Origin of the sequence: Winogradskyella epiphytica (assembly GCF_003217215.1) — a bacterium.
GTDB lineage: Bacteria > Bacteroidota > Bacteroidia > Flavobacteriales > Flavobacteriaceae > Winogradskyella > Winogradskyella epiphytica.
In genome coordinates, this window is the sequence record NZ_QJTD01000001.1 from 304,756 (window position 1) to 328,851 (window position 24,096).

General features: G+C 33.8%; 15 protein-coding genes. 2 read left to right on the forward strand and 13 right to left on the reverse strand.

All coding sequences use genetic code 11. From position 1 onward, the window contains the following. Nucleotides 1-56 precede the first annotated feature (56 nt). The 3 genes from DFQ11_RS01350 to DFQ11_RS01360 form a co-directional block, all read right to left on the reverse strand. Nucleotides 57-986 carry a mevalonate kinase family protein gene (locus DFQ11_RS01350; protein WP_110473835.1) on the reverse strand — a complete coding sequence of 310 codons (930 nt, stop codon included), beginning with the start codon at nucleotides 984-986 and terminating at the stop codon, nucleotides 57-59. A gap of 77 nt (nucleotides 987-1,063) precedes the next feature. Then, nucleotides 1,064-2,170, reverse strand: coding sequence for a diphosphomevalonate/mevalonate 3,5-bisphosphate decarboxylase family protein (locus DFQ11_RS01355; RefSeq protein WP_110473836.1), 1,107 nt, complete (start codon nucleotides 2,168-2,170; stop codon nucleotides 1,064-1,066). A gap of 5 nt (nucleotides 2,171-2,175) precedes the next feature. Next, nucleotides 2,176-2,712: a DUF1697 domain-containing protein gene (locus DFQ11_RS01360; protein ID WP_110473837.1), complete on the reverse strand. Its 537-nt coding sequence runs from the start codon at nucleotides 2,710-2,712 to the stop codon at nucleotides 2,176-2,178. Nucleotides 2,713-2,938: 226 nt separating this feature from the next. Here DFQ11_RS01360 and DFQ11_RS01365 point away from each other — a divergent pair, with 226 nt between their 5' ends. After that, entirely contained in the window at nucleotides 2,939-5,221 is a 2,283-nt protein-coding gene (locus DFQ11_RS01365; RefSeq protein WP_110473838.1) for a hybrid sensor histidine kinase/response regulator, read from the forward strand. Here DFQ11_RS01365 and DFQ11_RS01370 read toward each other — a convergent pair. The 7 genes from DFQ11_RS01370 to DFQ11_RS01400 all read right to left on the reverse strand — a co-directional run bounded on the left by DFQ11_RS01370 (nucleotide 5,185) and on the right by DFQ11_RS01400 (nucleotide 16,552). Continuing rightward, nucleotides 5,185-6,405, reverse strand: a complete 1,221-nt coding sequence (locus tag DFQ11_RS01370; protein WP_110473839.1) for a BaiN/RdsA family NAD(P)/FAD-dependent oxidoreductase — start codon at nucleotides 6,403-6,405, stop codon at nucleotides 5,185-5,187. The genes DFQ11_RS01365 and DFQ11_RS01370 overlap by 37 nt on opposite strands. Before the next feature lie 30 nt (nucleotides 6,406-6,435). Beyond that, entirely contained in the window at nucleotides 6,436-7,779 is a 1,344-nt protein-coding gene (locus DFQ11_RS01375) for a DUF2254 domain-containing protein (protein ID WP_110473840.1), read from the reverse strand. A gap of 9 nt (nucleotides 7,780-7,788) precedes the next feature. Next, a complete protein-coding gene (locus DFQ11_RS01380; RefSeq protein ID WP_110473841.1) occupies nucleotides 7,789-11,490 on the reverse strand; it encodes a metallophosphoesterase in 3,702 nt (1,233 codons plus the stop codon). Between the two features lie 75 nt (nucleotides 11,491-11,565). Then, the gene (locus DFQ11_RS01385; protein ID WP_110473842.1) at nucleotides 11,566-12,507 is read right to left on the reverse strand and encodes an L-histidine N(alpha)-methyltransferase; all 942 of its coding nucleotides are present in this window, start codon (nucleotides 12,505-12,507) and stop codon (nucleotides 11,566-11,568) included. Between the two features lie 51 nt (nucleotides 12,508-12,558). Then, nucleotides 12,559-13,716, reverse strand: coding sequence for an ergothioneine biosynthesis protein EgtB (gene egtB, locus DFQ11_RS01390; RefSeq protein WP_110473843.1), 1,158 nt, complete (start codon nucleotides 13,714-13,716; stop codon nucleotides 12,559-12,561). A 15-nt stretch (nucleotides 13,717-13,731) separates the two neighbouring features. Next, nucleotides 13,732-14,949, reverse strand: coding sequence for a bifunctional alpha/beta hydrolase/OsmC family protein (locus DFQ11_RS01395; protein WP_110473844.1), 1,218 nt, complete (start codon nucleotides 14,947-14,949; stop codon nucleotides 13,732-13,734). A gap of 40 nt (nucleotides 14,950-14,989) precedes the next feature. Then, the gene (locus tag DFQ11_RS01400; RefSeq protein WP_110473845.1) at nucleotides 14,990-16,552 is read right to left on the reverse strand and encodes a protein adenylyltransferase SelO; all 1,563 of its coding nucleotides are present in this window, start codon (nucleotides 16,550-16,552) and stop codon (nucleotides 14,990-14,992) included. Between the two features lie 194 nt (nucleotides 16,553-16,746). Between DFQ11_RS01400 and DFQ11_RS01405 the strand changes: the two genes are divergently transcribed. Next, nucleotides 16,747-18,018 (forward strand): Pycsar system effector family protein, encoded by a 1,272-nt coding sequence (locus DFQ11_RS01405; protein ID WP_110473846.1) that lies wholly within the window; start codon nucleotides 16,747-16,749, stop codon nucleotides 18,016-18,018. Here the strand turns inward: DFQ11_RS01405 and DFQ11_RS01410 are convergent. From DFQ11_RS01410 to DFQ11_RS01420, 3 genes are all read right to left on the reverse strand, one after another. Beyond that, on the reverse strand, nucleotides 18,008-20,386 hold the full coding sequence (locus tag DFQ11_RS01410; protein WP_110473847.1) for a GAF domain-containing protein: 2,379 nt from the start codon (nucleotides 20,384-20,386) through the stop codon (nucleotides 18,008-18,010). The two genes, DFQ11_RS01405 and DFQ11_RS01410, sit on opposite strands and share 11 nt — an antisense overlap. 144 nt (nucleotides 20,387-20,530) lie before the next feature. Next, on the reverse strand, nucleotides 20,531-22,210 hold the full coding sequence (locus DFQ11_RS01415; protein WP_110473848.1) for an alpha-amylase family glycosyl hydrolase: 1,680 nt from the start codon (nucleotides 22,208-22,210) through the stop codon (nucleotides 20,531-20,533). Nucleotides 22,211-22,215: 5 nt separating this feature from the next. Then, nucleotides 22,216-24,096, reverse strand: a complete 1,881-nt coding sequence (locus tag DFQ11_RS01420; RefSeq protein WP_110473849.1) for an alpha-amylase family glycosyl hydrolase — start codon at nucleotides 24,094-24,096, stop codon at nucleotides 22,216-22,218.

Consider the following 24,096-nt stretch of genomic DNA (forward strand, 5'->3'; position numbering starts at 1 on the left):
TATAACTATTTAACAATCGAGACTAAATCCACATTGAGTTAAATGCAAATATGAAACTAGAAATTATAAACGACCTCTAGTTTTTGTCCAGCTAAAGCTTCTTTTGCTTTATCAATATTCTCGGTAAAGCCTAAAATATAGCCTCCACCACCAGACCCACATAATTTTAAATAGTAGTCGTTTGTTTCAATACCTTTTTTCCATAGCTCGTGGAACTGAGCAGGAATCATAGGTTTAAAATTATTAAGCACCACTTTAGACAATTGCTTAGTATTCTTAAATAATGATTTCATATCCCCTTTCAAGAAATCATCTACACAAGCATCTGTATGTTTTATAAATTGATCTTTAAGCATACTGCGGAAACCTTCGTTTTTCATGTTCTCCATAAAAATACTCACCATTGGTGCCGTTTCGCCCACTATCCCGCTATCTAATAAAAACACAGCGCCTTTGCCTTCAGCCTTTTGCGATGGAATCCCAGTAGCTTCAATATTATCTTGAGAATTGATTAATATAGGAAGGCTCAAATAACTATTTAAAGGATCTAATCCAGAAGACTTACCATGAAAAAACGATTCCATTTGCGAAAAAATCGCTTTTAGTTTTAACAACTTTTCGCGTGTTAAATTTTCTAAAACTGTAATCTTATCGATGGCATATTTATCATAAATAGCAGCCACTAAAGCACCACTACTCCCTACGCCATAACCTTGCGGAATTGAAGAGTCAAAATACATTCCTGCATCTACATCTTGCTGTAAGGTTTCAATATCGAAAGTGACCAAACTCTTATCTAATCCCTTTAAATGCGACACAAAACGTTTTAAGCTTTCATTAGACTCTTGCGCTTGTTTCGTAGGATTTTCATCTACTTTAAGTGCGCCATTATAAAAATTATAAGGAATAGATAATCCTTTAGAGTCTTTGATAATTCCGTATTCACCGAATAGCAGAATTTTAGAATAAAATAATGGTCCTTTCATATGTATTGAGCTGTTTCCTTAAACAAATATACGTTTTTATATCATATTTGGTTTGCAATCAATGCTTCAGAGCAAAATTATTCCATAATAAGTTCGGCTCCTTTACCAATTTGGTCGCAAATATAATGTCCGTTTTCACAAAAACTCGCCAATTCTGTTTGAATAAATTTCAGGATAACGACCTTTTCGCTTTCCGGATATAGTAAATGAACATTGGCACCTGCATCAAGCGTAAAACAAACTTTAGAATTTGTCTTTTCTCGGTAAGCCCATATTTTATTGATAATTTCTAAGGTATTAGGTTTCATTAAAATGAAATAAGGCATACTCGTCATCATCATAGCATGAAGTGTTAAGGCTTCACTTTCTACAATTTTCACAAAAGCATCTAAATTCCCAGAAGCAAGAATAGCTTTTAATTTTGCTAAATTCTCGTGAGCTTGAGAAAAGCGCTCCTTAGCAAATGGATGACCGAACATTAATTTGTGGCCAACCGTACTGCTAACTTGTTTTTCCCCTTTATCCACTAACAAAATAGTGTCTTGATAGTTTTTGAAGTTGTCATGTACTTCTCCTTCGAACTTCACACCGTATAAGTCCGAACTGTCCGAAACACTTTCGGTCTCACCCCAAACTACTAATTCACCTTCAATACTTCGACAGGCACTTCCTGAACCTAATCTTGCCAAGAATGACGCCTTTTGGTTGAAATATGCGTTGTGAGATTCTTCGCTTTCATTTGAATTAGTATCCTTGGTGAGTTCTTTTTCAATACTCATTAAACATAAAGCGATTGCCGACATTCCTGATGCGGAAGACGCAATCCCAGAACTATGTGGAAAGGTGTTGGAAGTGTCAATTTTGAAATGATAATTCCTTAAAAATGGCATATAGGTCTCAATCCTTTCAAAAAATGTTTGAATCTTAGGCTTAAAGGCTTCGTTTTTCTCACCTTCAAAATAGACATCAAAACTAAAATTAGTATCCTCTTTTTTGGTATAGGTAATTTCCGTGATGGTTTTACAGTCTGAAAGTGTAAAACTAATCGATGGATTTTCAGGAATTTGATTTCCCTTTTTTCCCCAATATTTCACCAGCGCTATATTGCTCGGTGATGCCCATTTTACCGAGCCTGTTTCAATAGTAGTGTGATATGATTTTAGAATGAAATCTTGTGCTGTCATGCTCTTTATTTATCTGCCGACAAAGATAAGAGTTTTATCATTGTTTTATAGTTTCTGGCAGTGGCATTGACATTCAATTTTTGTTCGAAATAATTGAGGTTAAATTTAGACTTACCATAACCTTTTTCACAGTACAGATAAATGCAATCGTTTAAAATAACGAATTCATCATTAGGATATGTTTTTTCTGAAACCTCATTTATTAAACTAGGCTTTGGAATTTTACTGAGCAGAACGAAGTAGCTCAACACTTTTTTGTCTTCAGAAAACGGACACTTTTTTAATATCCGAGCTAGATTGTCCACAGTTTTAACAATAACAGGAACTTCAAAACTAAAATGATCTAAAATTGAATTTTGAATATCTTTTTCCAACAATTCTAAATTATTAATTGAAGATTGAAAAATCACATTCCCGGATTGGATATAAGTCTGTACATTTTCCAATCCCATATTTGTCAATATACTTCTAAGTTCAGCCATTGGAATTTTCTTATGTCCACCAACATTGATTCCCTTTAGGAGCGCTATATAGGTTTTCATCTAAATTTAATTTTAACAGTCATAACTATTAAAAATACTATAACTAGACTATTGTTCAATCTTTTACGAAAATTATTCAGAACACAAATCACTTAACACAAACCATACTTACTTGAATTTCAGCCCGTTAATCCGTAGACATGATTTACAACTCTTATTAATAAAGATCCTGCCTAAAATAAATAATTAAAAAAGGTTAGATTTGCACCCCTAATTAATTCAAAACATGTGTTTTCCCAAATCAAACACTGTTATTAGTTTGTTTGTTTTATTGTCTTTTAGCGGTCTAATTTCACTAGCTCAAACTTCAGATGCAAACTCTTATAACAGTTCAACTTGCTCCTTTAATGATCACGCCCTAGATTCTCTAATTAAAAATGAGAATCTTTACGAAGCCGCGCTTTCACTTAACGATGCCATAAATTTTGCTAAGAAACGTAACTTAAAAAGTATTGAGGCTAAATCTTATAATACTTTAGCTAATGTTTTGGGAAAGTTATCCAACTTCAAAACTGCTGAGCTTTATCACGAAAAAGCCTTAAAATTATACGATTCCCTAAATGATAAGGTTGGAATAGATCTATCTGTTTCAGGATTACTTGGCACTTATGTTATCGCTAATCAATATAAAAAATTTGATAGCCTTTATCCTAAGGCTCAAAACCTTTCTAAAGAACTAAATAGTGAAACCTATTTTGTGAATTTACATAAAAAAATTCAAAAAGAATATTTTGAGAATAACAGTGTAAATATGCTAAAGCAGAGTAATAATGCAATTAATATATTAAAATCCACTGACTTTGAAACTTTAAATTTCTCTAATATTTATCACCCAGAGGACTTTAAGGAGAACTTACTACTATTATACCAATACTATAAAGCTATAGCGCAAGTTAAAATTTCACCAAACAATCCAACGAACTACAATATTTTATTTGAAATAGAAGAACAAAAGTTTGAAACCTCATTAAGACATGATGTCAACAATCATAGAAAGTTAGCCACTTTAAATTATTATAAATACCTATACTATACTAATGCGAAGAAAGATTTAGACTCTGCTACCTATTATTTACTAAAATCTGACTCTTACAAGTACATTGCACTCGCCGAAATTGAGGATAAAAATTCCAGAAACGGAGAGCTTATTTCAAAGATTATCAATGCAGAACAGAAACTTAATTTAGCCAATGAAATTAGTAAGAAAGATGCTAAACATTCTAAAATATTCTTAATAAGTACAATTGCTACAAGTGTTATACTGCTTATTACTTTATTGGTGTTTTATTTCTATTTCAAAGCTCGCAAGAATATTGAAAAGGTTAACCAAGCGTTGGAAGCTTCGAACAAAAAGCTTATCGCTATAGATAAGACCCGACTAGAATTCTTTTCAATATTAAGTCATGAATTACGTACTCCAATATACGGTATTAGTGGTTTGGCTACTTTAATTAATCAGGAACGAGATCCAGTAAAAAAACAGGGGTATCTCGATTCACTAATATCATCTAGCGGTTATATTTCAACGCTTATCGATAATGTATTACAAGCTAATAAACTCCGATTGGAACAGAATAAACTTCATTTAAAACCGGAGAAAATTAAAAATTTATTAGAGCGTGTTATTAGCACAGTTGAAATAGCCGCACGAGATAAGGGTTTACAGCTCCATTTAAATATTGACGACAATAACGAGGACGAATATATTTTAATAGATAAAGTTGCGTTTAGTCAAGTTTTAATCAATTTAATTTACAACGCAATACGTTATACCTTAGAGGGTAGTATTACTGTTAATGTAATTTTAAAAGAACGCACTTCTAAACATGTTAGTTTAAAGTTTGAAATCATCGATACAGGAATAGGAATTGAAGAAAAGCATCGCTCAGTAGTATTTAGCGCTTTTGAAAACAAAACATTTTTACACAAAAACAGTAGTGGCTCAGGACTAGGGCTTTACATCGTAAAAACCTTATTAAAGAGCTTTAATTCAGACATAGATTTCATATCTGAGCCACTAAAAGGAACGACTTTCTTTTTTGAAGCAAAGTTTAAAATTGCAAAAAATAAGCCTCGCCATAAACTCAATTCTCCTATTCTAGACAAAGATATTCGAGTTTTGGTCGTAGATGACAACAAGATTAATCTATTAATTACTAAAAAGAATATTGAAAAAATAGAGCGTCATTATTGCGATACCGCTTCAGATGGCAAAGAATCCATTTGCATGGTTAAGGAGAAGGATTACGATCTCATTTTAATGGATATTAATATGCCAGATATGGATGGCTACGAAGTATCGAAACATATAAGAATGTTTAATTCCCAAATACCGATTATAGCATTGACAGCCTTAAACTCAAGAGAGATTATCCTTAAAACACAAGAGGCAGGAATTAATCAAATTATAACCAAGCCCTATAATTTTGAAGAATTTAAGTCTATTGTTTTAAGTTATACTCAAAATCAACTTCAATTATCTGAGCTTATCGATTTAGACACCAAGTAAGCTCCTGTCCAAGCATTCTGAAAGTTAAACCCACCAGTCACAGCATCAACATTAATAACCTCTCCTGCGAAATAAAGATTAGGAATTCGCTTGCTTTCAAATGTTTTGAAATTAACCTCTTTTAAGTCCACACCGCCAGCCGTCACGAATTCATCTTTAAAAGTACTTTTTCCAGTAACCTGAAAAGTTGCTTGCGTTAATTGGCTAGCTAAAGCTTCTAATTCTTGCTTATTAAGATCGGCCCAACGTTTGGTATCGTTTATCTTAGCAGCTAAAACCAATTGCTTCCATAGACGCTTTGGCAAATCGAATTGCGCTAAATTCACAACAGTCTTCTTTGCGAATTCTAGTTTAAAACCTTTCAAATCATCCAAACACGAATCATAATCTAATCGGATAAAATTGATTTCAATTTTAAAATTATAATTTAGTTGGGCTAATTCTACGGCACCAAATGCAGATAGTTTAAGAATAGCAGGTGCACTCATACCAACATGAGTAATAAGCAAAGGGCCATCTGATTCTAAATCTGTTCCTACAACTTTAACTTCTACATTTTTTGCAACAACTCCAGGTATATCTTTTATACGAGAATCCTTAATATCAAAAGTGAATAAGGAGGGCACTGGCTGAACAATGGAATGACCTAAATCTTCTAATAATTTCCAAATTTTAGGATTACTTCCTGTGGCTACTAACAACTTTTTACATTGAAAATCAGCTTGAGATGTTTCAATATTAAATCCGTTTTCTAAAGCTTGAATAGTCTTTACAGAATGATTATACAGCACCTCAACCTTATGCTTTTTAGCCTCACTTAAAAAACAATCAATTATGGTTTGAGATGAATTAGATACGGGAAACATTCTCCCATCCTCTTCTATTTTTAACTCCACACCGCGCTCTTCAAACCAAGCGATTGTATCGCCTGTCATAAAATTGTGAAAAGGTCCTAATAGTTCTTTTTCTCCTCTAGGATAATTTTGGACTAATTCAGATGGAATAAACTCAGCATGAGTAACATTACATCGTCCACCACCAGAGATTTTAACTTTCTGTAATCCTTCTTTACCACGTTCTAAAATGACAACTGATAACTCAGGGTAAGTTTCAGCTATATTAATCGCGGCAAAAAAGCCTGCAGCTCCTCCACCTATTATAATGATATCTTTAGTATTAGACATTTAAGGAAATTGAGAAATTAAGTATGAACCCTAAGCTTCAAAACTATAGTCTGAAGGATTCAGGTTTTTAAGTTTGGCAATATAAGATTTTATCACCTTAATATCTGCCTCATTAGTGTGATTACTTATGGCATCATTTTTAAGATTTATAATTTCTCTAATAATTGCTTCTTTATAATTCTCCCTTAATGCATCCTGCTGCTGAAGTAGATATTCGAACATGATGAATAGCTTTTGTACCACAATAATATCGTGTTTTGCATAGGTTCTAAGTGCCGCCATGACATTATATAACAATTCATCAAAACTGACAGTTTTAATCAGTATTAGCGGTTTTCCATCTTCATCGAAATAATAACTTCTGTCTTTTTTGGTCATTCTTATGGCGAATAACTCCGTTAAATAATCGATTGCATTGATACAGGTTCCGGGGTCATTGATACCCGGAGACATTGCTTTTAATGCGATTTCAGTTATTTGTTTGAATGCGAGAATATAATTGTCTTCTATAAGTTCACTATTGGAAAATGTAATGGCCTCTAGCAATTTTTTTTCTAAGTCCTCGACCGAATCAGGTTCTTTGTTTTCGCTAGGCTGTCCTTTGTACCGCAACACTGGAATTCCGTTAAGGATATAAGCCCCTTTAATTGGTACGATTTCAATTTTTAAATCGTGCTGTTCAGCAATATGTGCTAATGCATTTATACTCACATCTTGCATATAACCTGTTGAATTTGCCATTATACTTTTCCAATTTGAAGAATCTTCAAAATCGGTGTCGATGTGTTTTTCATTCTCAACTAAACGTTCTAAGCGTGATTTAGATTTTTTAAATATTTTATCCATAATCGTATTCACTTGTATTTCTTGTGAAATAGAATGAATAAAGTAGATAAAAGATCCCAAACTCAATGTCATAAAAATGATACCAATTAAGACAGAAAATCCTGGCATTTGGTATTTATCACCTTGAGGTGTAATAGACACTAAAGTAAAAATGCAGTATAGTAAGGTGGCATTATAAATTCCTAAAATAATTTGATGTCGCCTATTGGAAATTAATCCTGGAAGCACTCTTGGTGAGAAGTTACTCGATGCCTGATTCAGTAGAATCATTACCAATGAAAAACTAAACACCATTATAGATATAAGTCCACCTATAAATGTAGTGAGCAAACTTCTCGCTGTTTCTGTATTATTCACTACTAGAATTGGCGCATTTTCTACTAAGTATTTAGAAATACCAATGCTTTCTAAATAGATCATAAAAAATGCAAACATCAATCCAAGCAAACTGATGATAGAGGGATAGAAAGCAATTTTACTTTCTAATTTCTCAAGTGAATCCCAGATGCTATAGATGTAATTTTTCAACGTTTAGTTTTAAAAGTTTAGTCCAAGTCCAAAAGAAAATCGAAGTCCTTCTTTACTATTGAATAAATTAAATGTTCCTGAAAGTGATTCGGCAGCTGTCACCCAAAAGCCTCCACCATAATCGTTATGCCATTTGTCTGAATCATCATGCTCGTACCAAACTCTACCAACATCAAAACCTCCGAAAATTCCAATTTGCAATGGCAACACACTAGTCTTAAATGAGTTGAAACTATATCTCAAATCAGCACTGCTTACTAAGGATTTATCTCCAGTAAATCGTTCTGTTCTAAACCCTCTTAAGCCGTTGTCTCCACCGATATTTGCAGCTTGGTAAAAGATTAAATCGTCACCAAATCTAAATTGACTTCTAATGTCTGTTTTCAGAACTAGTTTTCTGTTTCTGGATAGTGCATTATAAAACCCTAAGTTAGAATTAATAAAACCATAGGTATATTTAGTGTCTTCAAATTCAGTTTTACCACCAACATGTAGCTTAAAAGTCATTCCTCTTGTTGGGTTGATTTTAGAATCGAAACTCTCATAGTTAAACTCACCTTCTAGACCTCCAAAATAACGTCTTTCATAGAATTCAGATTCTGTCTCAGGAACCATATCGGTGATGAATCGGTTATCGGTTGCGTCTAATTCAATCCCTTCAAATATAGCTCTCACACCATAATCACTACCAAAATGTCCTTTCTTTATAATTCCCGCTTTTACTTGATATGTACTTGTCCTTACACGGTTGTAATCATGATCGGACTCATCAATATTTACTGTTTCATTTCCGTAACCGAAGAAGTTATTTGTAAAATTGGCTGATGTGATTCGGGCTCCTAAATGTAAATTCCAATCTCCCATCACATTTGAAAATTCCCCGTCGTAATTCAGAGAAAATCCTTTAGTGGCGAAGAAATAACCTCCTCTAAATTTGTGTTGACTAGAAAAAGGGTTTCTCTGAAATCCATCCTTTGTTAAAGCGTAAGACAACCCTAAAGACACACCATCATCTGGATTATATCCAATAGCAGGTGTCATTATACTTTTGGTTAAAATATTCTTTTCGTAATCGAATAAATTAAGCTTATAAATATCGGTAAATCTAATTGCTGCTCCTTTATTTTCTTCTACAGTATTCTTTTTAGACTTATGATCGTAAACTTTTACTCGTCGTCCCGATTTGATAATATAAGTGTCGTTATTCTGACCACCAATAAGTCTTGTAAAAATCATATTATTACCTTTACCAGTGACTTCAAATATATCCTTATCATCTAATCCGTAAATCCAGATTTCTTTGGTCAGATCTCTATGGAAGACTTTATCAACTAAAACATCAGCTTTTTCACCGCCTTTAATTCTTGAAATTATAACGCGTGTTTCTTTATCACCTTGTCTTATGACTTCGATATAGTCATCTTTATCTGTTCCTGTTAATATCACAAGTTGATTTAAATATTTGTGATACCTAGTAGCAATGTCAATAAGGTTGTCTCGTCTTCCTTTTAAGTTTTGCTTGATTTCTTCTAATGTTTTATCCTGAACTTCTTTTGGAACATTTGAAAAAGCGATATCTATTACCTCATCTGTAATATGCTCTTGAAGGAATTTAGCATGTTCTAACCAGGTATCTTTATCTGATTGTTGAATTAATGTACGATCGAGTTTGATACCTGCATTGTTCATCCATTTAATATCTTCTAACTTATCGTCATAAACTTGAAGCTGTTTTGTAGAACCTGATATGGCGCGCATCACATCCAATAAAGCACCATCAAAATTTGAAAACACTTGATCGCGATCTCTCGGAATTGGTCGGTAAACCTTATCGCCATTTGGTTGGTCAAACTGTGCCCAACGCCATTGATCTTGATGTCTATCCCAATCGCCGATTAACATATCGAATAAACGCGCTCTTACATATGCGTTTTCATCGATTTTATACTTTTCATCCTTTCTTACCTTTTCTATAATATCGTGAGTACTCTCTAAATCATCAGCATAACCGAAGTTGCGTTCACCTGCATAGTTTTCTTCTGGTCGTTCTTCAATCATATATAACTCCCCACCATACTCTTCATTATAATCGCCTAGATATTTATGTTTTGGAATGAAATATAATTTTGGATTGGTATGAAATACCTGTGCAGCATTGGATAAATCTGGAACTACCATAAAAGCATAAGGGTGTGCCGCCGTATAAAAATCTAAAATTAGTCCTTCCACTTGGGTTCTTTCAAAATCATCTTGAATATAGGACTCCTTAAATAAAACGGTTTGTAAATATTGTGTTGCACTTTTTCTTAAGGCTCGCATATTTAATTCACGTCCATCCTTTGTTCTTAACCTTAAGGATCTGGTTTGGTGACCACCACCTTTTCTAACAATTTCTAAGCCTCCATACAAGGTATCTAATGTGGCTACTTTTGCTCTTATCTTTGTGCTATATACTTCTCTATAGTGCTGTCCCCAAACGGATTCAAAAAAGCCAGTACGTTCGGTTTCCTCTTCACTATATACGGAGACCTCGATTTCTGTAGGAAAGGTGTCTGGAAGACTATTTATATCGTATTTCTTTGCAGGTTGGAGAACTTCTTGTTCAAAAATGACTTGAGGTTCACCATTTTCGGCACTGTAAAATCTTACCCAGGAACCTTTGTCTTTATAAACCAACAATTCAGCAAAACCTTGTCCTCCAAAACTAAATTCTCCATTTTGACCTAAGGCTGCTGCTCCATCTTTTGAACCAGAACCTGAAACGATTTGCTTGATATTTTCATTAACAATGTATTGCAAGGTATGCTCATGACCAGAGACAAAAACAATGTTTTTCTTGTCGAAAGTCATGGTTTCCAAACGTTTCATTAACTCATTATATCTCTCATTATATCTGTCTTGTATAGACACACCTCCCTGCGTTCGTACTTGAGTTACAAGTGACGCTAAAACAGGTACAGGAATTTTACTTTGTGTGGGGTATAAATGTTTTTTAGCACCGTAATATCCACCATGTACACCATTTGTATACAACGGGTGGTGCATAGCAATTATCGTCGTTTTGTTTTGAGCTTTTTTAATTTCGCCTTCTAATTCTTCAAAGAACCGCTCTCTTGTCTTTATCTCACATTCATCATTGATGGTTGGATTTTTATTCCAATTTTCTAAATACCACTGAGTATCTATAACAATGATTTTAATATCATCTCCAAAATCAAAATCTTCAAGAGGACAACCATTTTCAGGCTGAAATGTATCGTCACCAACCGCATCTTCAATATATTTTTCTTGACGTTTCAGCCCATTCAGTCCATTTGAATACCAATCGTGATTACCAGGAATAAACAATTTTTCACCTTTAAAGTTTTTTACTCCTTCTATTTGAAGATCGAGCGCTCTTTCTGCAGCTGCTCTTTTCGGATGATTTTCATCCGGTAATCCTGAGGGATAAATATTATCACCTAAAAACATCACCATATCATTTTTAGTATCAATAGACGAAATATGACTATTAAAAGCCCTCAAGGCATTAGACATTCCGCTTACATGTTCTTTGCCAGCATCACCAAGTAAGTAAATTCGCTTTTCGATTTCCTGATCCGGCGCCTTATTAGCTTTTAGCGTTTCTTCTTTATATTGGGCTTTATAAGTGGCACAAGCGTTAAATAGTAGTATATTAAAAACGGCTAGTATTTTGTAGTGGTTTCTCATAGTGATCTAAAATAATATACAAATCAAAACTATTTTCTTAAGATTAGTTAACTGTAATACTTTTGATTTTAGCCTTTATGGTTTTTCCCATAGGCTATCCGAAAAAAAGTGTTTGCAATCTAAAAAATTCGTTTTCAACTTAAAATTAGAGTTTTCTGCTAGTTCTTGAATTTCCTGAAGCCCATATTTCTTTGAAAGCTCCGTCCAAATGAGTTCATTATATTCAAAATTTATAGTTTCATTTATGGCTTTTAGTTCAACTGACTGATCCCTAAGACTTATAATATAACTTTTTACCTCGCCAGTGATAGGGTTATAATGACAATAAAAATCGAAATCATCAATCCTAAAATCAGCATTAAGTTCTCTATTAATTCTCAACAACAAATTAAGATTAAAACGTTTAGTAATGCCATGTTTATCATCGTAAGCATCTCTAATTACAATAGGGTTTTTCTTTAAATCAATACCTATAAGAAGTTTATCACCCTTTTTCATATTATTATTGAACAACTGTAATAATTCTATAGCTTTATCATCTAGGTAATTTCCAATATTACTTCCTAGAAACAGCAACAAACTAGGATAATCATTTTCTTTATTTTTCTTTAAAATTTCAAAATAATCGCCTACTTGTGGTGAAATATGTATTCCTGGTAATCGCTCTTTGAGACGTTTAGAGAGCATATCCATGGCTTCTTGTGAAATATCGATTGGAACATAATTGAATTCAATATTATGTTTTACTAAATACTCTAATAGTTTGAATGTTTTTAAACCATCACCAGCACCAAGCTCAACGATATTGAAAGGGGTTGAAAACTGCAAGGCATCGATAATTGATTTGCACTGCAAAGATAAAATTTCAAATTCGGCATCGGTGAGATAATACTCTGGCATGTTCATGATTTCTTGAAAAATCCGACTACCATTATCATCGTAAAAGTATTTTGAAGGTAAATGTTTTTGCTCAGCCCTAAGTCCGGTAAGAATATCCTTTGCAAACGCGTTTGTCATAATGAAATTTAAAATTAATCAGTTAAAAAAATGGTTAAGTCAACTTTTGACTTATTTAGCTAATCGGATACCACAAAAATGCCAACGCAAATTAGCATGAAAAAAGTTTCGATAGGTAGATCTACTATGACCAATAGCTGTAGCTACCGACGCACCTCTTAGCACCATTTGGTTCACCATAAACTTACCGTTATATTCGCCCAATGCACCATCCACTTTGGTATAATTGGGATAAGGTAAATAAGCACTATTTGTCCATTCCCAAAGCTGACCATAATTAAATTGGTTGGATGCCACTTCCCACTCAAATTCGGTAGGTAGACGCATACCTTTCCATTGTGCAAAGGCAAAGGCCTCGAAAAAAGAGATATGACTTACTGGTAAATCACCAACGACTTCAACAAAACCGTTAAGCGTGTATTGCATCCATTTACCATCTGCTTTATGCCAATACAAAGGTGCTTTTATGTCATTATCTTGAATAAAATCCCAACCTTCTGCATGCCATAAATTAAAGTCTTCATAGCCTCCTGCCTCAATAAATGCGATATATTCTGAATTAGTAACGAGTCGATTTGAGATCTCATAATCATGAAGATATACCTTATGCCGACTTAATTCATTATCGAAGCAGAAATCATCACCTTGGTGACCAATTTCATAAATACCTTCTGGAATTCGAATAAATTTTTGTACTTCTTTTTCAGCTTGCCAATCAATATTATAATCTAAAACCGGAAATGAAGGTTGATTCCCGAAAATATACTTAATATCATAAATTAGTAACTCTTGATGTTGTTGCTCGTGTTGTAAACCAATTTCAATAATATCTGAAACTTCTTCTGTAATGCCTTTTGCTATAAATTCCGAAAGTTTTTCGTTCACATAAGTTCTATAGTCTAAAACTTCTTGTAAACTCGGTCGTGTCATTAATCCACGCTCTGCTCGTAAAACACGTTCCCCTACATTGTTATAATAACTATTGAAGTAATAAGCGAAATCATCATTAAAGACGTTATAATTCTGTTGAAATTCGGACAGTATGAATTGCTCAAAAAACCAGGTGGTATGTGCCAAATGCCATTTAGGTGGCGACACAAATTCTGCAGGCTGAATAGAGACATCCTCAGGCTTAAGTGATTTACAAATTTGCTCAGTCTGATGTCTTACGTCTAAGAATCGCGATTTTGTTGTGGTTTCGAATTTCAAAATTTATTGTTTGTTTTAAATGATTTCTGTATCAAATATCACTTCATTTGCAATAGTTTTATGAACTGGACAACGTGAGGCTATTTCTTTTAAACGTTCCTTTTGTTTCTCATCTAAGTCACCTACAAATTTTAACTTCTTACTGATATGATCTAAATATTTTGGCTTGTCCACTTCTACATTTAAATCGTCGCTATGTTTCCGTGAATGAGATAAATATACGAACACTTCTTTTAAATCCCATTTCTTACGTTCTGCATACATTTTTAAAGTCATCGCTGTACAGGCTGCTAGTCCTGCATTTAAATATTCGTAAGGTGAAGGTCCAAAATCGCTTCCTCCTATGGAAGCTGGTTCATCGGCAATGAAGGTGTGGTTTTTAGTTTGTATAGAGGTAGTGAAATTATCTTCAACAATATTCAGGTGACCAACTAATTGTTCTCCTTCGGTATTTAACATCACATTTTCCTCTTTAGGGAAATAACGGGTTGCCCAAGATCCAATCATTTCACCTACATATTGGCTATCTTCTTTTTTGGATAGTAAGTGGTCTGCATTATCTAAAGAGATGTAGCTTTTTGGGTGACGTGCATTGACGTATAAGTCTTGAGCATTATCTATCCCAACCACTTTATCAAATGGTAAATGCATGATGAGTATAGGTTTTCTCAAGTTTTGGACAATCTCTAGTAAATCTACTTTATCGAACTCTTCAACAAAATCTTGATTGATTACAAATGGTCTTCCTCCAATATTAACTTCAATATTTCCTTTTTCTTCTATGTCTTCGACTTGATGAGAAAATAGATGTTTTGCATGGGCTATCGATGAGGGAGCACCAATGGTTGCTACGGCTTTTACGTCTTTTAGTTTTGAAGCAGCTACAATAACTGCAGCACCTCCTAAGGAGTGACCCACTAGTAAACTTGGCGCATCATAATGGGCTGCCATATATTTATGAACATCAAGTAAATCATCGACATTTGCAGAGAAGTGACTGTCTGCAAATTCTCCTTCACTGCGTCCTAAGCCGGTAAAATCGAATCGCAATACGGCAAATCCTTTTTGAGTTAAAGCTCTACTCACATGTTTAACAGCATGAAGGCTACTGCTACAAGTAAAACAATGTGCAAAAATCGCATAGTAATTTGGTTTTTGATTAGCTGGTAAATCTAAATGCGCATGTAGGGTTATTCCCTTTCTGTTTTCTATTTTAAGTCGTTTTCCTTTCATGTTTGTTTTCTTTAATTAAATTTCAACAATTCTATCCACGTTATGAGCTACAAGATAACATAGAACAACCCACTTTAAATCTCGCCCATTCTGGTCGTTTCACAAACCATTTTTCATATTCTGGTTGTTCTTCGTAAGGCATTTTAAGTAGTTGAAAAAAATCATCTATTAAACTATAATCGCCACCATCGGCTTTTTCAATAGCCAACTGTGCCATATAATTTCGTAGTACATATTTTGGGTTCACAGAATTCATATCCTGTTTCCTCTCTTCATCACTGAGCGTTTCTTTCTTTAATCTTTTATCATAAGTTAAAAACCAAGAATTCCATTGGTCTAAAATCTTATCTTTTATTTCATCCAGTTTATAAAATGCTTGAGAAAGCAATTCTAATCCTTTGTCCGAAGACCCTATTTTGTAGTTTGCCAATAATCTGAAGAAAATAGTCATATCGGTTTCAGATAGTAATAAGCAGTTTTCTAATTCTTCTATGAATTTAGCATCGTCCTTTTCTTCTACTTTTAAACCGAGCTTCGAGCGCATCATTTGAAGTGATTGACTGTCATAATCGGCCTGATATTGATATAAAATCTGCTCCAAGGGTTCCACTTCTTCAATTATAGGATAAAGCGCATTGGCTAATTGGGTTAAATTCCAAAAGGCAATATTTGGTTGATTGCCAAAACGATATCTTTTATGTTGTCTATCGGTGGTATTTGGTGTCCAACCGAAGTCGAAATCTTCAAGCCAACCGTATGGTCCATAATCTATGGTTAATCCTAAAATAGACATATTATCGGTATTCATAACGCCATGAACAAAACCAACACGTTGCCAATGTATAATCATTTCCAAAGTCCTATTGGTAACTTCTTTAAAAAATTGGATATAAGTTTCTTTTGAAGGTTCTCCCAGTTCTGGATAGAAATGTTTTATGGTATAGTTTGTAAGCTTTCTAAGGTTAGCCAAGTCTTTTCTTGCAGCAAATAATTCAAAATTTCCGAATCGAATAAATGTTGGTGCCACTCTACAAACAACAGCACCTTTTTCGTAAGACGAATTACTATTATACATTATATCGCGTAAAACCTCATCACCAGTCAGCATTAAACTTAAAGCTCTAGTGGTTGGTACGCCTAGATGATGCATGGCTTCACTACATAAATATTCGCGAATTGAAGATCTTAACACCGCAAAGCCATCACCTTGACGAGAGTAAGGTGTTTCACCAGCACCTTTAAGCTGTAAGGCCCAACGTTTATTTTGGTGTTCAACTTCAAATAAATTTATAGCTCTACCATCTCCCAATTGTCCTGCCCAATTCCCAAACTGATGTCCAGCATAAGCCATAGCATAAGGTTTGGTATTTGGATACACTTTTGTTCCGGAGAAAATTTCTAAAAATTCCTTAGATTCAAGATCCTTTTCATCTAATCCAATTTCATTTGCCATCTCTTTTGAGGCGTGAACCAATTTAGGATTCGAAGGTTTTTTAGGATCGACATACGAATGTGTAGCTTCAAACACTTGTCGTCTTGAATTCTGTGTATTAGCATCTGAAGGCAATTCTGTATTAAAGCTATCTCTGATATTTAATCTCATGTATAATAACTATAGGCTTAGTAAATTTTATTAAAATAATGATGAGATATTAGCACATTTAAATCGACTATTAGCTCAAATCATTTTAAAAATTCATTTTTTATTAAAAATACAATAACATTGCAAGTACTATATAAAATAAAATGTTAAGTCTTGTAATTTTTGTAATTTCACAATACTTTAAAAACTAATTTATGTCTAAATCTTTAATTAAAGAAACTCAAGAATTTGTCTTTAATCTCCTTAAAGATAAACTTCCTAATACCTTTTTATATCATAACTACACACACACAGAACGTGTTTTAAAAAGTACGAGGGAAATTATTGAAAATTCTAAGTTAAAAGATGACGAGATTCGAGTTTTAGAGCTTACTGCTTTATTACACGATGTTGGTTATATAAAAGGGTATGATAATCACGAAGAAGAAAGTGTAAAAATTGCCACAGACTATTTAAAGGAGAAAAAGGTAGATGATGAAATAATTGAAGCTGTTAAAGGCTGTATAATGGCAACAAAGTTTGATTCTGAGCCGAAGAATGAACTTCATAAAATTATAAGAGATGCTGATGCATCACACTTTGGTAAAAAATATTTTAAAGAGACCTCAGAGTTTTTGAGAAAAGAATTAGAGCTTCAGGGTAGAAATAAATTCACGCCCACTGAATGGCGAAATGAAAATATTGAAGTCCTAACCAAACAACATAGTTTCTATACCGATTACGCTTTAAAAAATTGGCAACCTCGCAAAGAAAAAAACTTAGCGAAGTTAATGGGCAAAAAGAAAAAGCGTAAAAAGAAGCTGAATGTTGAGAAGATGAAGGCTAAGTATAAAACGCAATACAAGAATGAAAGTCCAGAACGTGGCGTTCAGACTTTTTACAGAGTGGCACTTAGAAACCATATCAAGTTAAGTGACATTGCAGATACCAAAGCGAATATTTTATTGTCTGTAAATGCTATTATTATTTCAGTGGTCTTAGCTAATCTTATTTCAAAGCTAGATAACAATCCGTACCTCACATGGCCTACTGTTATTTTCACATTGTTTTGTGTGATTTCGATGATTCTATCAATTATTGCAACACGACCAAATGTAACTAGTGGACAATTTACCAAAGAAGATGTTAAGAACCAAAAGGTAAATTTAAGTTTCTTCGGAAACTTTCATAAAATGGAATTAGAAGACTTTGAATGGGCTATAAAAGAATTAGTACAAGACAAAGACTATATCTATAAGGCACTTACCAAGGATTTATATTTCTTAGGTATCGTTCTAGAACGAAAATACAGGCTTCTACGAATTACTTATACCGTCTTTATGATTGGCATAATTGTATCTCTTATTTCGTTCGCACTAGCTATTAAGAATAATCCTGGAGTTGATATTGATGATGTCATTCCTGATTCTACAAGTATCTCAACTGTAGCAGATGACTATATTGCTTATGCCGACTTTAAGAGTTAATTGTTTCCATTAAATCGTTATAGGTATAAAACTTTTTATCGTCGTCTTTATTACGATACAATAAACTTATACGCAAAGCTTTCAATCCAGTTACCCCTTGTAAGTCTTCAAGTTCTAAAAACTCTAAATCTTTATCGAGTATAGATTTGGATTGCAAGAACTTTATATATCTCACATATTCTTGCTCATCTTCTTTTTGAGAATAAACGATGGTAAGTTTTCCTTTTTGAGTAATACGTTCTTCAGTTCCTTTGATGAACGCTTTATCAACCCGTTTTTTTACCACTTCATAGCGTGCGTTGTAAGTTCCATCTACATCAAAACGCTTTTCATCCATTCTAAATCTGATAGATAATGGTTGATTGAACACTAAAATCATTGAAGCCACATCTAAGGCAATCGGGTAATCGCTTTGATTTTGATAGTATTCATTTTCCATTTCGCACATCACCTGAAGCTGCCATAACCTAAGATTGTACAAATAGATCATATTGAAGCTATCAATTTTGGTTATAGATTCACCAATATACATATTGTGCTCTACACCATCTGTCTTAAATCTTTCAAAGAAATGAGGATACATTTCTTGAGCTTCAACCTGCTTTTTATCTAAAATCGCAGACATATTGGTGTTGATGAGTTTTACTGAATCATCATAGTGTTTTCTGTAAAAATAGATCACCCCGACCTCCTTATCAATTTTACTAAAGTAATCCTCGATAGCCCCCTTTAACTCATTTTGATTCTGAATTATAAGATTAAAAACCGGTTCAACTTCATCTTTTAGAAACAGGCTAATTTCATGCTCACTATCTACCTTGAAATTCTCCTTTATCCCCTTACAATATTCTGACACTTGAAATTTAATTTGTTCATAAATAGGTAATTTATTGGATTCTAAAGATTTTTCTAATATTTTTTCTGCTAAACTTAATTGTAAGGCTAAATCTTTTTGGGTCGCTAAGTTTCTAGCATCAGAAGACCCTCTTACATCAATCTGACCGTACAAAGGATAAACATTTTTAAAAGCTATTTTTCTAAATGTTGCTGTTTCTTCATTAATTTTCTCGGCCTTTATATATCGTTTAGCCTCTTCTACAAATTTCCAGTGAACACTCGAATGTATAGAAGTACATTCTTTTTGAATAACGGCTTCAATTAAATTAGCCTCCTCATTTTTAGATCGTTCAACAGCAGATACTATAAATGGTAAAATATCCCTTAAACTGTTACTACTAATACTATTCAATGCTTTAGCGGTACCTGAGACAATTTCTAAAATGCCCATCAGTCCATTTTTATTTGCAATTGGCGCAAATACAGCACTCTTAACGCCTTGTTTCTGAAGAGAAACTACATGCGGCATTGGCTTCTCTGATTCCTTATATAGTTTATCTACATCTGAAATTGAGAAGAAATTATTTTCGTTTAATAATCGGTTATAAGACCAACTACATAAGGCTTCTGAACAATTCTTAGATTCTACGCCATTTAGTAAATAACTATGTGTTTTTACTCCAATAACACGTTCAAAAACATCATATTCCTTATTAAAAGTTGTGAAACCTACATTGATATCATTAAGGCCTAATAAAGAACGAAAAATGCCTTCCACATTTGTCATAAAACTATCATTATGCCCCTGATCAAAACCGATTAAATTGGTCTTAATATTTGAGATAGAATGATCGTCTGTAATATCAAATAAATTGGCAATTACAAATCCTTTGAATATATAGCTTCGTGGTGGGAATTTCGCCTTCCACATGTCGATATTCTCATAATTATCCAATAATTCATCAAAATCTTTTTTTGTGATATTAGGAGCATTATCCTGTGGAATAACTTCCGTAAAATCAGCATTATACATGATTTTGTAATAATGCATTACTCCTTTTTTATCGGGAATTTCGTAGTAAAACGGTCGTTTTATCTTTAGGTCATATCCATAACAAAATTTTAAGATGATACTACAAGCCATTATATAGGCTTGGTCTGCTGGCATATTTTTTAATTCTAATTCGAAGCTCCGTCCGGCATCCTTTAAAATAGATTTAAATCGCTCTGATTCATTAAACACAAATGCATGGAATGGTATCGCCGCAAGCTTAATCTCATTATGAGTTAATAACGGACTAAAGGTGTCTTGTAGAATACTTTCTATTTCTGTCTTATGCGTCTCAAATATCTCATAGTCACTAAAGCCATCTCTCAAAAATGGATAATCTTCCGCTATTTTAAGAACTCGACGAGCATTACTTGCAATAAATTTATTATCAGCATCAATTAAATCTTCGTACTGTGTAAGTAACTTATTGAAACTTGCCTTAATAATAAAAGGAGATTCTATGTTGGTATTTATGTCCAAAAGATGTCGTGTTTTATAAGTACAAAGTTACTTATAAAATAATTGTCGCTAAATATAAACTTAGCTTACATATTAACGAACCGAGATCTTATAGCTTATGCCCTCAGCCTAAAAGTCCGTAACACCATTAAGTTCAGCTATTTTTTAAGATTTTTCCAACAAAACAAATTCATAGGGAGATTCTATAGTAAGTGTGCCGTTTTTCACTATTGAAGTTTTCCCAGAATAGGCATCCTGTAGTATGTCGCCATCTTCAAATACTTTTGAAACATCAATGGTTTTTTCTCCTTTTTCTAATTTCAATCCAACCACAACAAAATCACTAAAATCTTCTTTTTGGTAGCTTCTGTAAAAATAGTATGGTGCTTCAGAAATCATTTGGTGTTGCCCTGCTCCGATTGCTGGATGATTCGCTCTAAACTGTCCTAATTTTTGCCAGTGCTTTAAAATATTTTGAATGTTCTCATCTTCTGAAAGCGAATTCCAATCCATCACAGATCTTAAATTAGCATCGCCTTCAGCACCTTCTACTTTAAGGATTCGTGCAATCTCATCGCCATAATAAACTTGAGATGTTCCCGGAGATAACAACAACTTATTTGCGGTCACATATGGATGTTCTCGCATCGCGTCGTATGGATGACCATCATCATGAGAACTAAGATAGTTTAAAGTTCCAAAACCTTTTAATTCGTTGTTTAAAACCTCATCGTAACGTGTAAACAACTCTTCGTAATTTTTCTCTTTTGCGTTGTATTTGAATTCAAAATTAATCAAAGATTGAAAGCTTGGCGGATTAAAGTAATTCACCGTTTTATCTCCAAAATCAAATTCCTGACCAGAACTTACACCATAGTTATACACCTCTCCAACAAGGTAAAAATCGTTATCATCTATAACTTTTTCTGGATGGTTCTTTTTAAATTCTGAAAATGCATAATCGCACTCTACTTTAAACTCGTTCCATACATAAGCTTCGGTGTGTTTTACCGTATCTACTCTGTAACCATCAATTCCAAATTCTGTAATATAATCCGTAAGCCATTTCATGATATAAAAACGTGGCGCTCTTGGATGACCTGTACGTTTAAAGAATTCATCGAGTTCTTTTACTTCTTGCTCGTATCTACCTTCAGCTTTCCATTTTTCTACTAACTGAGGTGGTAAGTCAACATTGTCATTACTTTCTGTTCTAATGTCTGGAAGATTTGCTACTAAAGTACAAGTCACTGTATTTTCGTAATTCTCATATGTACATTGTTTGTCTGTTCGCACCCACTCTTGTGGCCAAACAGGATCTTTCTCAGTAACAGGTCCTGTATGGTTAATGACAGCATCTAACACAATACGAATACCTCTAGCGTGTGCTTCTTTAACCAACTCGTGTAAATCCTCTTTAGTTCCAAAATTCGGATCAATTTTGGTCCAATCCTTAGCCCAATACCCATGAAAACCATAGGTTATTCCTGTACCTTCGTCTGTTCCGCCATGAATTTGTTCAACAATTGGAGTCATCCAAATTGCATTGATTCCTAAATCTGTAAAATAGCCTTCTTTTATTTTTTTAGTAATTCCTTTTAAATCACCACCTTCAAACCCTCTTAATTTAGCAGTTTCTGCAGTTCTACCGAAATTAATATCGTTTGAAGAATCGCCATTATTGAAACGATCCGTCAGCAAAAAATATAAGTTCGCCGCTTCCCAAACAAATGGTGTTTCTATAGCTGAAATTGTTTCATTGGATGCCATGAGTTCTTTATTCGTTGCATTTTTACAATTAAACAACAGCACACTTAAACCAACTAAAAGGAGTATATTTTTCATACGGATTACTTAATTTTAAGAATAAATGATTCTAAAGGTTTAATCTCTATTTTAACACGTGCCTTCCCGTTTTCAACGTTTAAGGTTGAAGAATAGGTATCATACAATTGATCTTTTACCTTATAGTCACCATCTTCAAGCTTTAACTTCTGAACTACATTTTCAGGTAATTTTAAATCGAAATCATAAGCATTATCAGCATCAAAGTTTGAAATTACGATTAGTTGCTCATCGTCACTCCAACGCACAAAAGACAACAATTTATCATTATAGTTTTCTGTATGCTCGCGATTATACGCGTGAATATCTTGATAATTTGAAGCTAAAGCCGAGCTATTAATAGTGAAGTTTAATAGTCGTTTGTAAAAATCACGAAGCTCAAGCTCTTCTTTTGTCGACTGTCCGCCATCAAACTTCTTATCATTTACCCAACGCACGACGCTTGGCACTGAACCATAATCGAAAATCGAGGTTCTTGTAGGATCACCAAATCCTAAATCCTCAGCTCCAGGTTCTCCAAATTCTTGTCCGAAATACACCATTGTTGGTGCTGTGCTTGAAGTTGCCGAAACCACCATAGCAGGTTTTCCTTTTTCTGCGCTACCAGCAAAATCAGGACTTGCAATTCGTTGCTCATCATGATTTTCTAAGAAGTGAAGCATATGATGTTCAATATCACTTAACTCATCCAATATTGGTGGAATATGATCTGTTTTTCCATGACCTTGAATGACATGTTTTAGTGTGTCGTACAATTGGACTTTATCATATAAATAATCCATTTTACCACGTTTAATATAATCTCTATATAAACTTGGATTATAGACCTCAGCTAATAAAAACGCATCAGGATTCTTCATTTTAACATGAGAGTTCATATAACTCCAAAATTCAACAGGAACCATTTCTGCCATATCATAGCGGAAGCCGTCAACTCCTTTTTCTGTCCAATATAGTGCGATGTCCTTAAACTTAACCCATGAACTTGGAACGGTTTTGTCTTTCCAAAATTCGATGTGTTTTTTGTAATCTTCATTATCGAAACCTTCTGGTAATTCATTAAAATCTTTTTTACCATCTGGACTTACGCCGTAATTCACTTTTACAGTTTCGTACCAATCATTCATATCTGGTTGTGAAGCTCTCGAGCCGTTTCCTGTCCATTTGGCTGGGTTTTCTTCGAATTTACCATCAGCCAATGGATGTTTTTCGCCTCCTAAAGGTTGATAACCATTCTTCCATTCTGGAACTTTAAAAGCTTCTCCAGGATTATAATAGAAGTTATTATTTACGTGATACGTCACTGTTTTATCATCTTCTGCACCGAAGTCTGTTGTCCCTTCAGGATTCGTTAAACTTTGGTAGTTTCTCGCTACGTGGTTCGGAACTATATCTATAATAACTTTTAAGCCTGCTTTGTGAGATCGTTCAATTAATGCTTCGAATTCTTCTAATCGGTTTTCAACATTTTCAGCTAAATCCGGATTCACATTATAATAATCCTTAACCGCATAAGGCGAACCAGCGCGACCTTTAACAATATCCGGATCGTCGTTAGAAATGCCATATTTCGTATAATCTTTAATCACATCATGATGCGGAACTCCTGTGTACCAAATATGGGTGACACCTAAATCCTTTATTTCATTAAGCGCTTTGTCGGTAAAATCGTTAAACTTACCAACGCCATTTTCTTCCAATGTTCCCCAAGCTTTATTCGTGGTGTTTGTATTCCCAAACAAACGTGTAAACACTTGATAAACGACTTCCTTTTTCTTTAGTTGGATTGCCATTTCTTCCTGCGGTGCAATCGTTTTAGTTTCGTTTTCACATCCAAAGATACTTAGGATAACTAATAATACGGTAAGACCTTTTATCGTTTTCAT

Excerpts from the sequence above, each read along its gene's own strand:
- DFQ11_RS01395 (WP_110473844.1), bottom strand. The coding sequence starts at position 14,949 with ATGAAAGGAAAACGACTTAAAATAGAAAACAGAAAGGGAATAACCCTA.
- DFQ11_RS01370 (WP_110473839.1), bottom strand. The coding sequence starts at position 6,405 with ATGTCTAATACTAAAGATATCATTATAATAGGTGGAGGAGCTGCAGGC.
- DFQ11_RS01415 (WP_110473848.1), bottom strand. The coding sequence starts at position 22,210 with ATGAAAAATATACTCCTTTTAGTTGGTTTAAGTGTGCTGTTGTTTAAT.
- DFQ11_RS01350 (WP_110473835.1), bottom strand. The coding sequence starts at position 986 with ATGAAAGGACCATTATTTTATTCTAAAATTCTGCTATTCGGTGAATAC.
- DFQ11_RS01420 (WP_110473849.1), bottom strand. The coding sequence starts at position 24,096 with ATGAAAACGATAAAAGGTCTTACCGTATTATTAGTTATCCTAAGTATC.
- DFQ11_RS01405 (WP_110473846.1), top strand. The coding sequence starts at position 16,747 with ATGTCTAAATCTTTAATTAAAGAAACTCAAGAATTTGTCTTTAATCTC.
- DFQ11_RS01400 (WP_110473845.1), bottom strand. The coding sequence starts at position 16,552 with ATGAGATTAAATATCAGAGATAGCTTTAATACAGAATTGCCTTCAGAT.
- DFQ11_RS01385 (WP_110473842.1), bottom strand. The coding sequence starts at position 12,507 with ATGACAAACGCGTTTGCAAAGGATATTCTTACCGGACTTAGGGCTGAG.
- DFQ11_RS01360 (WP_110473837.1), bottom strand. The coding sequence starts at position 2,712 with ATGAAAACCTATATAGCGCTCCTAAAGGGAATCAATGTTGGTGGACAT.
- DFQ11_RS01380 (WP_110473841.1), bottom strand. The coding sequence starts at position 11,490 with ATGAGAAACCACTACAAAATACTAGCCGTTTTTAATATACTACTATTT.
- DFQ11_RS01355 (WP_110473836.1), bottom strand. The coding sequence starts at position 2,170 with ATGACAGCACAAGATTTCATTCTAAAATCATATCACACTACTATTGAA.
- DFQ11_RS01365 (WP_110473838.1), top strand. The coding sequence starts at position 2,939 with ATGTGTTTTCCCAAATCAAACACTGTTATTAGTTTGTTTGTTTTATTG.